Consider the following 14,221-nt stretch of genomic DNA (forward strand, 5'->3'; position numbering starts at 1 on the left):
CGTGGTCAGATCACCGTTTGTTTGGTGGTCGGCAGCGCGTCGACGATGGACTTCTGCACGTTGATCGTGTCCGCGATGATCTCGTGGGGCGTGTTGGCCATCCACTGCATCACCGAGATGTCCTCGAACCGCGGGTGCCGGAACATCTCCAGGAGCACCAACGGCTCGTCGCCGGTGTTCTCGATGTAGTGGCCGTACGCGAAGGGCACGTAACCCACGTCGCCGGCCTGGAAGTCGAACGTCCGGGCAGCGGCCTGCGACGCGAAGACACCCATCCGTCCGGTGCCGGAGATGTAGTACTGCCATTCGTCGGTGGTGGGATGCCAGTGCAGCTCGCGCATCCCTCCCGGCTCGACCTCCACCAAGGCCGCGGCGGTGGTCACGGACGCGGCGAAGTTGGTCGAGTCGGTGATCCGGACCGTCCCACCCCGGAAACGCTGCGGGGTCTGCGCGAGCATCCGGTGCTTGAAGCTTCGCGGGATGTCGCCGGTCGGGCTGACCACCCGGTCCTGTTGCAGGGGTGGCGGGACGTCGCCCTGGAAGATGTACTTCTCCCGCTCCGGGAGGTTCTCCATCTGCTCCATCGTCCAGCCGAAGTTCTTGGCCAGGACGTGCCGAGGCGTGTGGGCGAAGAAGTCACTGAGCAGGAACGTGTTGTTCTCCGAGAACGCACCGTCGTCGAAGACCAGCAGGAACTGGCAGCCGTCCGCCAGCGCCTGGATGTTGTGCGGGACACCCTGCGGAAAGAACCACAGGTCACCCTCCTTGACGTCCTCGATGAAGTTGCGCCCCTCCTGATCGACCGCGCTGATCCGGCAACTGCCGCTGAGCACGTACGCCCACTCCGACTGCTGATGCCAGTGGATCTCCCGGTACGCGCCCGGTTCGAGACCGAACTGGACACCCGACAGCTGGCTGGCGACCGGCAGGTCCCGGTTGGTGACCTCACGGGTCCAGCCACCCTTCTCCACCCGGGTGTGCGCCTGGGAGAACGAGAACTTCAGATTGGGCACCAGCCGGCTGTCCGTCGTCGGTGGCACCAACAGGTCGGGGTTCTGCCGTTCGAGTTCGACGTTGCGGCCTGCGAAGGGCGGTCCGCCCTGATCGCCGCGCCGCGGCTGAGGATCGCTGTTCGCCATGATCGCTGACTCCTCACTCGGGTTGGATCGGACCGGACGCGGAAACGGATCCGCCCCGCAGCCGTAGCCGGGACGACAGCCCCAGCAGGGCACGCACCCCGGTCCAGCCGTGCTGGACCGCGATCGCGACCGGAATTGCCGCTGCGGTCGCCACCAGCACCAGGCGGGTCCACAGCGGGGCGTGACCACCGGCCCCGGTGCTGGCAAGGAGTACGAACATCAGCAGGACGACGCGGAGCCGGTGCAGGCCGGGAAGTTCGGTCGAGTGGGCCATGCCTTCGATGATCGGCGGCCGGACGTCGTCGTCGCATCACGTGATCGCGCCATTGCGGCACGGCCGATCCCGGACGCCGCGGGCGAATCACCGCAGTCCCGCCGGTTCGTCGATCTGGACGCCCGGCCCTGCCGCCGTGGCTAGGCTCGGTCGCAGGACGGCAATTCGACGCGCCGGGTAACAACCGGGGAGAACGCCATTGTCCGGATCATCCTTCGACGCCGGCACGTTCCCGGCCGACCACGACGACGCGGAGCGACGACGCCAGCAGGTGACCGCCACGGCGGATCAGCTCCGACTCACCGGACGCGGGACGGCAGCGCTCGCCGTCCTGGCGGCGGAGATCGCCGCGAACCGGCACGGCCAGCGCCACCGCGGCCATCTGCTCGGTCACCTCGCGCAGGTCGCGGCGCTGGAGCAGCCCACGGTCGCCCTCGCCGGTCTGCGCGAGGCGCTCGACCAGCGGCTGGACGCCCACAGCCACAGCACCCTGCTCGCGCTGATCGCCGCGATCGCCGCCCGCGTGGGCCATCCGGACGCCGACGCCCTGCTCCGCGACGCGGGAACCGCGCACGCCGCGTCGGGGGACCACTCGTCAGCCCGCCACCTCGCCCTCGGCCGGGCCGCTCGCTCGCTGTCGCACGGCGATCTGCCGGGGGCTCACGCCGTGCTGGCAGCCCTGGACCCGGAATCCCCGGCGGCACGACACGACGCTCCGTCCATCCGGGCCGAACGAATCCTCGTGCAGCTCGGCCTGGGCCGGCACCAGGACGCCCGGACCGCTACCCGCCAGGCGCCCGACGGGACCGGGTCGCCCGACGCCCGGCTCAGCAGCAGGCTGACCGCGTTGGACTGCCTGCGGATGGTCGCCGTGGGAGAGCTGCCCGAGGCCGCCGCCCTCGCGGTCACCACGCTCAGCTCAGGCCGGGCGGACCTGAGCCCGGAGGTGCGGGCCCTGTTCGTCGCGGTGATCGGCGAGGTTCGCTACCGCCGCGGCGAGCACGACGACGCCCGGGCGGTCCTCCGCCCGTGCCTCGCGGAGGGCCGCTGGCCCGACAGCACGCTGTGGACGCCCGCCTTCTGTGCCGCCGTGCGCGACCCTGCCCTCAGCGTGCCGGCGAACCTGCTCACCAGGGTCGTCGCCGACCTGCACCGGTCGGTGCGGTCGCTCCTGCCCGTGCCGCACTTCGGCCCCCGGCTGGTACGCGCCGCGGTGGCCGCCGGCGACACCCCGGCCGCCCGCCGGGTCACCGAACTGGTCGAGTTGGTCGCCACCCGCACCCCTGTTCCGCTGTGGCGGGCACTGGCCGACCAGGCCAGGGGGCTGCGCGATCGTGACCCCGACGCACTGCGGTCGGCGGTCGTGGGGCTGCGTACCACCGCCGCGTGGCCGGCGCTTGCCGACGCGTTGCTCGACGTGGCGAACAGCCCGGGGCTGCGGTCCGTGGAGGCACGCGACGCCGCGCAGGAGGCGGCGGCCCTCTACGCCCGGATCGGCGCACCGGGTGACCAGTCGACAGCCGACCGCCGGTGCGCCGAACTCGCCGGCACCCCGCGCCACCGACAGTCGAGTGACGAGGCGCCGCGCACGGGCATCGAGGCGCTCACCCCGGCCGAGGAACGGGTGGCCGAGATGCTCGCCTCGGGCGCCACGAAGAAGGAGGCGGCGAGGAGCCTCTTCGTCTCCTTCCACACCGTCGACACCCAGCTCCGATCGATCTACCACAAGCTGGGGATCCACAACCGGATGCAGCTGGTGCGGGCCTGGGACAGCACCAGACGGTGATCAGCGGCGGACGGACCTGGCTGCTGGTCGGGTCACTTCTCGCTGTCGAGGAGGGACATCATCGCGGTCGCGTACCGCTGACCGGACGCCGCGCCGGCCGGTACGGCACGCTCGATCTCGTCCAACACGTCCCGGTCCAGCACCAGGTCGACCGCGGCCAGCGACTCGGCCAGCCGATCGCGCCGCCGTGCCCCGACCAGTGGAACGATCTGCTCGCCCTGCGCCGCCACCCAGGCGATCGCCACCTGACTGGTGGTCGCCCCCAGCCGCTGCGCGACCCGGCCGAGCGCGTCCACGAGTCGCAGGTTCGCGGCCAGGTGCTCGCCCTGGAACCGGGGGCTGTTCGCCCGGAAGTCCGTGCCGGGCAGCTCACGCTCGGCCGACCAGTGCCCGCTCAGCAGGCCTCGGGACAGCACCCCGTAGGCGGTCAACCCGATGCCCAGCTCCCGCAGTGTCGGCAGGATCGTGGCCTCGGGGCCACGGGACAGCAGCGAGTACTCGATCTGCACGTCGCTGATCGGTGCCACCGCCGCCGCTCGGCGGATGCTGTCCGCGCCCACCTCGGAGAGCCCGATGTGCCGGATGTAGCCGGCCTCCCGCATCTCGAGCAGCGCGCCCACGGTCTCCTCGATCGGCACCTGCGGGTTGAGCCGTGAGGGTCGGTAGATGTCGATGTGGTCGGTGCCCAACCGGCGCAGCGAGTACGCGAGCCGGTCCTTCACCGCCGCCGCCGACACGTCGTACGGTGCTGCCTGGAACCCGCCCTGCGGCGTCTTGCGCGCGCCGAACTTCACGCTGAGCACCACCTCGTCGCGGCGACGTTCCCGCAGCACCCGCCCGATCAGCATCTCGTTGTGACCCGACCCGTAGAAGTCCGCGGTGTCGACGAGGTTCACACCGGCGTCGATCGCCGCGTGAAGTGTGGCGACGCCCTCCTCCTCGTCTGCCGGCCCGTACAGGTCCGACATGCCCATCGCGCCGAGCCCGATGATCGACACCTCCGGCCCGGAGACACCCAACCGTCGCTGTCGTAGACCCGCCATGTCTCTCGTCTCCTTCGGTGGTCGCCACACTGTGTACGCTGTGTCCATATAACCAGCATGAAGACATCCTGTCCATATAACCGGAGGACCAGTGGCCCAGCTCACCCCGGACGCCAACACGCCACCCCGCCGGGGTCGTGGCCGCCGGCCCGCAGACCAGGTGCGGACCGAGATCCTCACGGCCGCGGGTGGTCTTCTGCTGGCCGAGGGCATGGCCGGCTTCACCATCGAGAAGGTCGCGGCCATCGCCGGGGCCAGCCGGATGACGATCTACAAGTGGTGGCCCTCCAAGGGAGCGCTCGCCCTGGACGGCTACTTCACCGTCGTCGCACCCACCCTGGCGTTCCCGGACACCGGCGACATCGTCGCCGACCTGACCGATCAGCTCGTCGCCTTCGTCCACCTCGTCCGGGACACCGCCGCCGGACGGATCATCAGTCAACTCATCGGGCAGGCGCAGACCGACCCGGAGTTGGCCGCCGCCTACCGGGAGCGCTACTCGTGGCCCCGCCGCGCCATCGCCGTCGAAACCCTCACCCGGGCGATGGCCCGTGGGCAGCTACGCGCCGACGTCGACCCGGAATCCGTGGTGGACCAACTCTGGGGTGCCTGCTACCACCGACTGCTCATCGCCGACCTCCCGCTCACCGAGGACTTCGCCCGCACCCTGGTCGACAACCTCGTCCGCGGGCTGCGCTGACCGGCCGACATGAAGGCGACGTTCATCGGAACGACTCACCGGCATCGCGCCGACCGACGAAGAGGGCGCGGGGGCTCACTCGGGCAGCTTGGCCCCCGACTGCTCGCTGACCATGTACGTCGCGTACCAGTCGGGCCAGTTCTCGTCCCGCTCGCCGGTGCGCTCCTCGTGCCTGCCGTGCGCGGCGGCCGCGCGTCGAAGGGCGCTCGCCAGGTCGCTCGCTGATCCGAACGACGTCAGCCCACCCTCGATGCGCCCCGGCAGCCTGGTCGTGATCTCCTGCATGAGCCAGGTGTTGCCGTCCGGGTCGCGGAACGTTGCGCGCGAGACGTAGCTGCGCCGCTCGGGGTCGAGCCCGTCGACCGGTCCGTCCGGGCTGACGTGGAAGAGCCCACCCACCTCGACGCCGGCGGCGACCAGGGCGTTGCGGGCCGCCTCAAGGTCGGAGACGACCAGGTACGCCATTGCCGAACCGGGCGCCGCCGGAGTGAGACCCGGGCCGAACTGTACGGAGCATCCGGATCCGTGCGGCGTCAACTGGACGATGCCGGGCGGTGTCTGGTCGAGCCGCCACCCCAGGCTCACGTAGAACGCCTTCGCGCGGTCGACGTCCGACACCGGGATGACCATCACCTCGAGTCCGACGTCGACGTCCTCGATACTCGCCTCGCCCTGGGCGCTCTTCGGGCTCATCTCGTTCCCCTTCCGGTCGCTGTGCTGCTGGCTAGGTGGTCCTCGTGGCCCGGCGCACCCCGAAGAGGGCAACCAGGGCGAGGAGGATGACGGCGACGGAGTACTCGTCGGCGGTCTGTGGCAGGCCGCCCGCGTACACCACGAGGAAGCCGGCGATCACCGTCGGGAGGCCGAACCCGATGTAGCAGATGATGTAGAGCAGCGACAGCACGCTGGCACGCTCGTGTGCCTCCACCAGGGGTGTGATCGTCTTGAGGCTGCCCTGGAAGCCGCCACCGAAGCCGATGCCGCCGAGTGCGAGACCGACGAAGAATCCCGGGACGGACTCCGCCATGACCGACACCAAGGTGACGATCATGCCCAGCACGAGGGCGACGATCCCGGTCACGATCACCGTCCGGGCGGCGGCGTTGCGCATCAACAGGACGGCGATCGACCCGAAGAGGGCGAAGACGAAGAGGACCAGGCCGCCGACCACGATCGACGTGTTCATGAGGCTGCGCACCAGCGCCGGTCCGAGCGCCCCGAAGAAGCCGGCCAGCGCCCAGACCGCGAACAGCACCGGAACGACGACCAGCAGCGGTCCGCGTACGGCGCGCGGCAGCGTGATCTCGGGCCGCAGACTTCGTCGCGCTCCCGCCATCGGCGTGACCGTCTCCGGCATCAGCGCCACCCCGACGATCTGGACCAGGAGGATCACGAGGAGGACGACGTACACCAGCCGCGTCGGGGCGGGCAGGAAGTCGATGAGCAGCGCCGAGAGCAGTGCGCCACTCCCGGTGCCGATGCCGGGGGCGATCGAGTTCGCGAGCGTCCCGCGGGCCCGGTCGATGTCGAGCATCCCGGCGCCGACGGCGCCGGTGGCGGCACCGGCGGCGAGCCCCTGGAGCAGGCGGGCGGCCAGCAGTGTGGGTACGCCGTTGGCGAAGATGAAGACGACAAGCGAGAGCATCTGCACCGCGATCGCCACGGCCAGGACCGGTCGGCGACCCACATGGTCCGACAACTTGCCGAACGTGAGCAGCGACGCCAGCACCGCGAGCGCGTAGACGGCGAACACCACGGTCGTCGTGACCGGTGAGAAGTGCCAGCGTTCCTGGTAGATGCCGTAGAGCGGGGTCGGCGCGGCCGACGCGGCCAGGAACGACACGAGAATCGACGCCAGCAGGACCAGGGAGACGCTCGGCGAGAGTCGGGCCCTCCCTGCGATGGGCATGTCGGTGCTCCTCGGCTGCGCTGACGACGGTGGAACCCGGAGGTCCCGTTGGTGAGCGACGGCCGCGTACCCGCTCTGCGCCGTCACATGCGGGCGCGACGGGCGACTCCGTCTGCCGGCCTCCGTCGTGGCCACCGGCTCGCCGTGGGAGCGGCGCCGTCGCGACCGGCCGTCGCGGTAGCTTGCACGTCATGGCCAGCAGCGTCGACGTCCGTCGAGACCTCGCCGGCCTCGCCGACCCACGTCGCGCCGAGGCGTCGAGCCGGTTCCTGCAGATGGTCCCCGGCGGGTACGGCGAGGGCGACCGGGCCATCGGTGTCACCGTGCCGGACCAACGCAGGGTGGCCGCCCGGTACTGGCGCGACCTCTCTCTGGTGGAGACGACGGACCTGCTCACCGGTGACGTGCACGAGGAGCGGCTGACGTCGCTGCTCATCCTGGTGCGAAAGTTCGCCAAGGGCGACGAGCAGGAACGCGGCGAGGTCTTCCGCATCGTCCTGGCCAACACCGGCCGCCTCAACAACTGGGACCTGGTGGACTCGTCCGCGCCGTACATCGTCGGCCCCTGGCTGATCGACAAGGAGCGCGGCGTCCTGGATCGGTTGGCCGAGTCGAGCCTGGTGTGGGACCGGCGCATCGCCATCATGGCGACCTTCGCCTTCATCAAGGCTGGGGACTACGAGTGGACCTTCCGCCTCGGCGACAAGCTCCTGCACGACCCGCACGACCTCGTCCGGAAGGCGGTGGGCTGGATGCTGCGCGAGGTGGGCAATCGTGACCGAGCGGCGGAGGAGGAGTTCCTGCTCCGCCGCTACCGCGTCATGCCCCGGGTCATGCTGCGGTACGCGATCGAGAAGTTCGAACCGCAGCGACGTCGGGACTACCTGTCCGGCGCGCTCTAGGCGGCTGGCTCGGCAGGTGGGATCGGGAAGTTCCGGTTGAAGACGTTCTCCGGGTCGTAGGTGGCCTTGATGGCGCGCAGTCGACTCAGGGTGGGCTCGGGCCAGGCATCCAGCAGTCGCGCCGGATCCGTGTCGGACTCGAAGCTGAGATACAGGCCGTCGAGGTGCGGGTACAGCTCGGCCCAGAGCTTGTCGAGTTGGGGCCTCCGCTCCGGGACCGTGGCGGCGATCACCGAGAAGTTCTGGTCCCGGTGTGGGTAGGCCGTCGCGTCTCGGGCGACGTCGTTGACCGCCGCGCCGACGGACCGAAGCTGCATGATCATCACGTCGCCGGAGTTGATCATCTGTGCCATCAGGTCGGCCGCCTGCGGGGTGATGTGGTGCGACAGACCGCTTCGGGTGTCCCGGAGTCCCTGACCTCGATGCTGGTTGCCCGGCGGGACGACGATCGCCGGGTACGGCACGAGCTGCGCCTGTTGGTCGAGAATCGGGCCGATCTCCAGGAACGGGCTCAGGGCGGACTGCGCCGCCTCGATGTCGTCACCGGCGTGGACCAGGGTGACCTGGGCCATCGGCGGGTTGCCCCGCCGGCCCGGGAAGAGCGACAGGAAGCTCGTCAGGTCCCGCGGCGCGTCCTCGACGAGTTGACCCCAACGGTGGAGCAGGTGCGCGGAGTCGGTCGCGTCCACGACGAGTTGGGCGTAGACGATCTTGTCGACCTCGTACGCCTCGAGTTCGAGGGCGGTGACGACGCCGAAGTTGCCGCCGGCGCCACGGATGGCCCAGAACAGATCGGGGTGATGCTCTTCGTCCACGCGGAGCAGGCGACCGTCCGCGGTGACGATCTCGGCGGCGACGACGTGGTCGATGGTCAGACCGTGCTTGCGCGTCAGGTAGCCGACCCCGGCGGTGGTGGCGAGACCACCGACGCCCACGTCGCCATAGTCGCCCGAACTCATCGCCAGGCCGTACGGGGCGAGCGTCTGGGCCACGTGCCCCCACCGGGCGCCCGGCTCCAACCGGATCCGCCGAGTCGCCCGGTCGAGCACCTCGACCCTGTTCATCCTCGACATGTCGATGACGATTCCGCCGTCGTTCGTCGACCGGCCGCTGATGCCGTGCCCGCCACTACGCACGGACAACGGGACGTCCTGGGTTCGCGCATACGACACGGCCTCGGCCACCTCGGCGGAGGTCTCCGGGCGGAGCACCAGGGCTGGTGCTCCCTGCCAGCTGTAGCTGTGGCGCGCACCCTCGTACTCCCGGTCCCCGGGCTGCACGGCACGGGCGGCCAGCGATGCCGGCAGCGCCTCGCGGTCCGGACCCGGGCGACCCTCGGACCGGGCGGCGACCGCACCGGCCCGTCCGGTGTCCGGTTCGCTCGTCGCACGCTCCTTGGCGACCGCCTCCCGCAGCGCCGGGGCGATCTCCTGCCCGAGCGTCTGGATCAGTCGCGGGTCGTCGCGGCCGACCAGGAAGGTGCTGAAGCCCTCCTCGACGACCAGCGGGAGGAGTTGCTCGACCCACTGCTCCGGTGGCCCCTGGAGGAAGCCACGACTGCGCGACGACACGTCGACCTTGAACAGGTTGAGGAGCCGCCGGATCTGCCGTGGGTCGCGTCCTGCCGCGACCGCCGCCTCGTCGATGAGTCGGTTGGCCGTCACCCGGTCCGGGGACCGTAGGTACTCCAGCGTCGGCAGCCAGCCGTTCGCCTTCTGACCGGTCAACGCCAGCATCTTCGGCTGGTACGCGCCGAGCCAGATGTCGATGTCGTGTGCCGGCGCGGGGCCGCGCTGCATGCCGGGGATCGGGTAGTACTTCCCGTCGTGGCGCAGCGGCCCGGCTGCGGCGTCGTCCCAGACCCCGCGCAGGACGTCGATCGCCTCGCGCAGCGCCTCGACGCCCTGCCCCGCCGTCAGCCGGCGGGCGCCCATGCCCTCGACCCCGTCCCAGAACGCGCCCGCGCCGAGGCCCAGCTCGAACCGGCCGTGGGACAACCGGTCCAGGCTCGCCGCCGCCCTGGCCAGGACGGCCGGCGGGCGCAGCGGGAGGCTGAGCACGTTTCCCGAGATCCGCAACCGTTCCGTACGGGCGGCGACCCAGCTCAGCAGGGTCCAGGTGTCGAGGTAGTCGGCGTTGTACGGGTGGTCCTGGAAGGTGGTGAGGTCCAGGCCGGCCGCCTCGGTCAGCTCGGCGAGGGCCACCACGTGATCCGGGTCCTGGGCACTGGGTGTCAGGAACGTCCCGAACTGGATTTCGTGACCGTAATCAGCCATTGCGTCAGCATCTCCGTGGTCGTGGTGCCAAAATATGATCTGTTCAGCAGATCGTATGCCTCACAACGCAGTTGCTCACCCACGCATTCCAGGCGACTCGGAACGTCGTTTCGATCAACACATCGCCTGTTAGCGTCCGGTGCATGGCCGCCACCGACCCGTGCGAACTGCCGGCTGACCGCAAGCGCGGTTCGACCTTCGGCTGGTCCCTCGGGGTGGTGCTGCGCCGCTGGCACGAGTACGTCGAGGAGATGTTGAACGACCTTCCGCACGGCAGCCGGGGCTACCACATCCTGGCCGTCGTCGTACACGAGGACGTGCCCACGCAGGGCGCCCTGGCGACCCGCCTGGCCATCGACCGCAGCGTTCTGACGTACGTGATCGACGACCTGGAGAACGCCGGTCTCATCGAACGGAAGCTCGACCCCCAGGATCGGCGCGCCCGCCGGGTGGTGGCCACCGACCAAGGGCGTGCGGCGCTCGCCGACGCCGAGCTGCGGGTCGCGCACGCCGAGGACCACGTGCTGGGCGGGCTGCCCGAGGATCAGCGCGGCGCCTTTCGCGACTTCGCCGCCCGCGCCGCCGAGGCGATCCACGCCGCCGCGCCCGCGACGGACCCCTGCGTCGCGGTGCGCAGCGTCCTTCCGCCGGACGAGCAGTCAGCCGGGTAACGCGGAGCCGCCGCACGACCGCCACCGCAGCGAACGCCCCGGACATCCTCCCGGGGAGGTCCTCGGCGATGACCGCGGGTTGACCGGCTCAGCATGCTGGAACGAGAAGCCCTCCTTCCCGCAGCCCCGAGGATGTGCCATGCGAAAGCCAGTCAAGACCGCAGCCGTCCTCTTCGGACTCGGCGTCGGTGCGAGCGTCGGGCCGTCTCTCGGGCCGGCCGCCCTGTGGTCCGGAGTCGCGGTCGCCGCGGCCAGCGACCACCGCGCCGAAGCGAAGCGCGAATGCGAGGAGATCGTGGCTGCCGCCCGGCAGGAGGCGGAGGCCATCCTGAGTCGGGCCCACGACCAGGCCACCGGGATCACCGACGACGAGCGGGAACGGGATTCGGGGCAACCCACCTGAGGTCCGACAGTCCCTCCCGCGAGGGAGCACCCTCCCCTGCCGGCGGGAGCCGGCCCCGCCCCGGTGCCGCGACGATCAGAGGCACGACGACATCGACACCGATCGTCGGCCGGGCCGGCCACGGCCTGACGTACGCAGTGCTCGGCTGGGCCGTGGCATACGGGGGCGTGCGTCCGGCGTGTGGCCTGCCGGGTCCGACGAGGACGCCAGCCATCCGCTTCGGCTGGCCCGCCAGGTCGATGTGCCGCTGAGCGATATACCTCAGGGTCAATATTTATGACTCTGAGGTATATCGCTCACAGTCGCATCCGCCCCCCACGGAAGTGACCGACGGTCGCCGCCCAGCAGGTTGAAAACCAAGCTAGCGGTGGCAGCGCCACACCAAGGGCCGGTACGCCTCCTTCTCGTGGACGGCACCGACCACGGTCATGGCGTCGTCGCTGATCCCATGGGCCGAGTAGGTGCCCGCCTCGGTCGCCCGGACCTCGGCCCTACCCGGCAACCGGCGGGACGTGCCGTCCGGGGCGACGAGCAGCGGCGCACCGTCGTCGACCAGCACCTCACCGCTGCCGGCGACCCCGGTGATACTCGGGAACGGCATCAGGCTCACCACCCCGGTGGTGAAGTTCCACCGCACCGGGAGCATCCGCACGCTACCGCCCTGCCGCTCACCGGGAGCCATGCCGACCGCCCACTCGCCGCGCGCCGCCTCCACCGAGGCGTACGGGACACCGGAGGGCACCGCCAGCGCGATCGCGGTCCCCTCCGGTGTCCAGCGGTAGGGCAGATCACCCATCGCGCCGACGACGGAACCGTCCTCGGTGATCGCGGTCGCGGCGGATCCCGGCCGCCCGACCAGCCGGTACTCCTGCGGTCGGTCCGCCGACCACAGCACCGCCTGGTGAGAATCGCGGGCTCCGCGGGCGGTGCCGACGATGTCACCCCGGCCATTGAGCGCGTACACGAGAACCGCCTCGTAGCCGGGCGGAATGGCCAGGAAGCGCAGTTTCCCGGCGCGGTAGACCCAGCCGATGCCGTTGCCGCCGGTGCCGACCACGTCGCCCCGGGCGTTGACCGCCGCCGCGTGTCGCGCCCCGGCCGGCAGGACCGTCGCCTTACCGTCGGTCCAGAGCACGACCCTGCCGTCCTCGTTCCCGGTGCCGATGTCGCCGACGATGTACCGCCCGGTGGGGTCCACGCCGTTCGCCACCGCGACCGGCCCCCCGATCGGCTGCGGCAACCACGACGCCTCGCAGGTGACCGGCGGGGCCGTCGCGGTCGACGCGACGGCGGTCGGTGCCGCCACCACGGACGGCGTGTCCGGGGCCGGCGGCCTGGCGGCCCCGCCGAGCCCGACGGCACCCACGACGCCGAGCCCGGCCAGCGCGGTCACCGCGGCGACCACGCCGGTGCGACGGCGTCGACGGCGACGCCTACCGTCGCGGATCGCCCGCGCCACGTCGACCCGTGGCTCGGGAACCGACGCCGAATGCAGCAGCGTGGCGATCCGCTGCTCGTCCACCGTCATCTCGTACCCCTCCCGGACATCTCGGTGACGTCGAGCACCTGGCGGACTGCCGCCAGCGCCCGAGCCGTCTGCGACTTCACGTTGCCTTCGGAACAGCCCATCGCCGCTGCCGTCTCGACCAGCGACAGGTCGCACAGGAACCGCAGGACCAGTACGGTGCGCTGGCCGCGAGGAAGACGGGCCAGCGCGGTGACCACGCTGTCCCGCTCGGCCACCTCGTCGTGCGGTGTGACAGGCACCCGCGGCGGTTCTGGCACCGACCCGAAGAGTCGGACCTTCGCCCAGCTCAACCGCTTCTCGTCGACGAGTTTGTGGACCAGCATCCGGTGCACGTACGCGTCGACGTTGTCGACCCGGCTGACCCGACGCCAGTTCACGTACAACGCGGTTATCGTCTGCTGCACCACGTCGTCGGCCAGATGGGCGTCTCCGCACATCAGGAACGCGGTCCGATGCAGGCTCGGCAGTCGCGCGGAGACGTACTCCACGAACTCACCTTCGGCATCCGCCATCGAGGCTCCCTCCTCCGCACCCTCGACGGGTCAGGATGACCGTCAGGTTGCGTCGTGCCGGAGAAGGTTCTGACAACGACCAACGACGGACGGCCCCGCCGCGCCGGGAACCGGCGGCTGGGGCCGTACGTCGAGATGATCGGTGGGTTCGCGCGCCGCCCTGCCCGGTGTGCGCGAACCGGTCACGCCGGTGCTATCCAGCCCCGACGCCCCGCACCGCCTCGATGATGGACTCGGCGACCTCGCCGGGCTGGGACATCGACATCGCGTGGGAGGCGCCGGCGACCTCGCGGGTGCCCCGGGCACCGGCGCGTTCGGCCATGAAGCGGTGGGCGGCGACCGGGATGTTGCGGTCCGCGTCGCCGAAGACGAACCAGCTGGGCAACGACTTCCACGGCGGCGACGATGTCGCGAGTCCCCCGCCGAGCGCCTGCTCGGTGATCGGCCGCTGCGTCCGGGCCATCAACGCCGCCGTGTCCTCGGAGACGTCCGCGACGAACTGTTTGTGGAAGGCGTCCTGCGCGATGGCCACCTCGTTTCCACCGCTCGCCACCGGGTAGGAGACCAGCGTGTCGGCGAGCGTGCTGCCGGGAAACTTGCCGGACAGCGCTATCGCCGACTCACCCGTCTCCGGGGCGAACGCGTTGACGTAGACCAGGCCGCGCACCATCGGTTCGTCGGCTCCCGCCTCGGTGATGACCATGCCGCCGTACGAGTGGCCGACGAGCAGGACCGGTCCGCCGACCCCCCGCACCACGTCCTGGACGTAGGCGGCGTCTCCGGCGACGCTGCGGAGCGGGTTGGCGGCGGCCACCACGGAGTAGCCAGCACCGAGCCGCTCGATCACACCGTTCCAACTCGCCGATTCGGCGAACGCTCCGTGAACGAGGACAACGGTGATGTTCTGATCTGACACGGCCATCGGCTCCTTCGCCTGAGGGGTGTGCACCCCGTACGGACTGGGTGGGCGCGGCTGATTACCCACCGTGCGCCCGGGAAACGTCGCGTCGCGGGTGGCCCTGTTTCTTCACCCCGATGTCACCGATCGATCCCGTCGACGACGTGTTGCTGTTCGTCC

14 protein-coding genes are annotated in these 14,221 nt (G+C 70.7%); 5 read left to right on the forward strand and 9 right to left on the reverse strand.

Annotation, left to right across the window (positions count from 1 at the left end):
- Window positions 1-5 precede the first annotated feature (5 nt).
- Window positions 6-1,139 (reverse strand): cupin domain-containing protein, encoded by a 1,134-nt coding sequence (locus tag ABGB10_RS02270; protein ID WP_347659133.1) that lies wholly within the window; start codon window positions 1,137-1,139, stop codon window positions 6-8.
- A 13-nt stretch (window positions 1,140-1,152) separates the two neighbouring features.
- Window positions 1,153-1,413, reverse strand: coding sequence for a hypothetical protein (locus tag ABGB10_RS02275; protein ID WP_347659134.1), 261 nt, complete (start codon window positions 1,411-1,413; stop codon window positions 1,153-1,155).
- 199 nt (window positions 1,414-1,612) lie between these two features.
- Here ABGB10_RS02275 and ABGB10_RS02280 point away from each other — a divergent pair, with 199 nt between their 5' ends.
- Window positions 1,613-3,199 carry a helix-turn-helix transcriptional regulator gene (locus tag ABGB10_RS02280; RefSeq protein ID WP_347659135.1) on the forward strand — a complete coding sequence of 529 codons (1,587 nt, stop codon included), beginning with the start codon at window positions 1,613-1,615 and terminating at the stop codon, window positions 3,197-3,199.
- A gap of 32 nt (window positions 3,200-3,231) precedes the next feature.
- Here the strand turns inward: ABGB10_RS02280 and ABGB10_RS02285 are convergent, their stop codons facing one another.
- Window positions 3,232-4,242 (reverse strand): aldo/keto reductase, encoded by a 1,011-nt coding sequence (locus ABGB10_RS02285; RefSeq protein WP_347659136.1) that lies wholly within the window; start codon window positions 4,240-4,242, stop codon window positions 3,232-3,234.
- 91 nt (window positions 4,243-4,333) lie between these two features.
- Between ABGB10_RS02285 and ABGB10_RS02290 the strand changes: the two genes are divergently transcribed.
- Window positions 4,334-4,942 carry a TetR/AcrR family transcriptional regulator gene (locus ABGB10_RS02290; protein ID WP_347659137.1) on the forward strand — a complete coding sequence of 203 codons (609 nt, stop codon included), beginning with the start codon at window positions 4,334-4,336 and terminating at the stop codon, window positions 4,940-4,942.
- Window positions 4,943-5,017: 75 nt separating this feature from the next.
- Here ABGB10_RS02290 and ABGB10_RS02295 read toward each other — a convergent pair whose 3' ends face one another.
- Both ABGB10_RS02295 and ABGB10_RS02300 read right to left on the reverse strand, forming a co-directional pair.
- Entirely contained in the window at window positions 5,018-5,635 is a 618-nt protein-coding gene (locus tag ABGB10_RS02295) for a VOC family protein (RefSeq protein ID WP_347659138.1), read from the reverse strand.
- 31 nt (window positions 5,636-5,666) lie between these two features.
- Window positions 5,667-6,851, reverse strand: a complete 1,185-nt coding sequence (locus ABGB10_RS02300; protein WP_347659139.1) for an MFS transporter — start codon at window positions 6,849-6,851, stop codon at window positions 5,667-5,669.
- A gap of 191 nt (window positions 6,852-7,042) precedes the next feature.
- On the opposite strand from ABGB10_RS02300, the gene ABGB10_RS02305 reads away from it, so the two are divergent.
- On the forward strand, window positions 7,043-7,753 hold the full coding sequence (locus tag ABGB10_RS02305) for a DNA alkylation repair protein (protein WP_347659140.1): 711 nt from the start codon (window positions 7,043-7,045) through the stop codon (window positions 7,751-7,753).
- Here ABGB10_RS02305 and ABGB10_RS02310 read toward each other — a convergent pair.
- Window positions 7,750-10,029, reverse strand: coding sequence for an LLM class flavin-dependent oxidoreductase (locus ABGB10_RS02310; protein WP_347659141.1), 2,280 nt, complete (start codon window positions 10,027-10,029; stop codon window positions 7,750-7,752). The two genes, ABGB10_RS02305 and ABGB10_RS02310, sit on opposite strands and share 4 nt — an antisense overlap.
- A 143-nt stretch (window positions 10,030-10,172) precedes the next feature.
- Between ABGB10_RS02310 and ABGB10_RS02315 the strand changes: the two genes are divergently transcribed.
- Together ABGB10_RS02315 and ABGB10_RS02320 are read left to right on the forward strand one after the other, a co-directional pair.
- Entirely contained in the window at window positions 10,173-10,700 is a 528-nt protein-coding gene (locus tag ABGB10_RS02315) for a MarR family winged helix-turn-helix transcriptional regulator (protein ID WP_347659142.1), read from the forward strand.
- Window positions 10,701-10,839: 139 nt separating this feature from the next.
- Window positions 10,840-11,103: a hypothetical protein gene (locus ABGB10_RS02320; RefSeq protein ID WP_347659143.1), complete on the forward strand. Its 264-nt coding sequence runs from the start codon at window positions 10,840-10,842 to the stop codon at window positions 11,101-11,103.
- A 361-nt stretch (window positions 11,104-11,464) separates the two neighbouring features.
- On the opposite strand, the gene ABGB10_RS02325 is transcribed toward ABGB10_RS02320, so the two are convergent.
- From ABGB10_RS02325 to ABGB10_RS02335, 3 genes are all read right to left on the reverse strand, one after another.
- Window positions 11,465-12,631, reverse strand: coding sequence for a hypothetical protein (locus ABGB10_RS02325; protein WP_347659144.1), 1,167 nt, complete (start codon window positions 12,629-12,631; stop codon window positions 11,465-11,467).
- Window positions 12,628-13,143 (reverse strand): SigE family RNA polymerase sigma factor, encoded by a 516-nt coding sequence (locus tag ABGB10_RS02330; RefSeq protein WP_347659145.1) that lies wholly within the window; start codon window positions 13,141-13,143, stop codon window positions 12,628-12,630. Before ABGB10_RS02330 ends, ABGB10_RS02325 begins: the two co-directional genes overlap by 4 nt.
- A gap of 193 nt (window positions 13,144-13,336) precedes the next feature.
- A complete protein-coding gene (locus ABGB10_RS02335; RefSeq protein WP_347659146.1) occupies window positions 13,337-14,065 on the reverse strand; it encodes an alpha/beta hydrolase in 729 nt (242 codons plus the stop codon).
- Between the last annotated feature and the right edge of the window lie 156 nt (window positions 14,066-14,221).

This window comes from Micromonospora sp. B9E7 (genome assembly GCF_039871815.1).
Taxonomy (GTDB): domain Bacteria; phylum Actinomycetota; class Actinomycetes; order Mycobacteriales; family Micromonosporaceae; genus Micromonospora.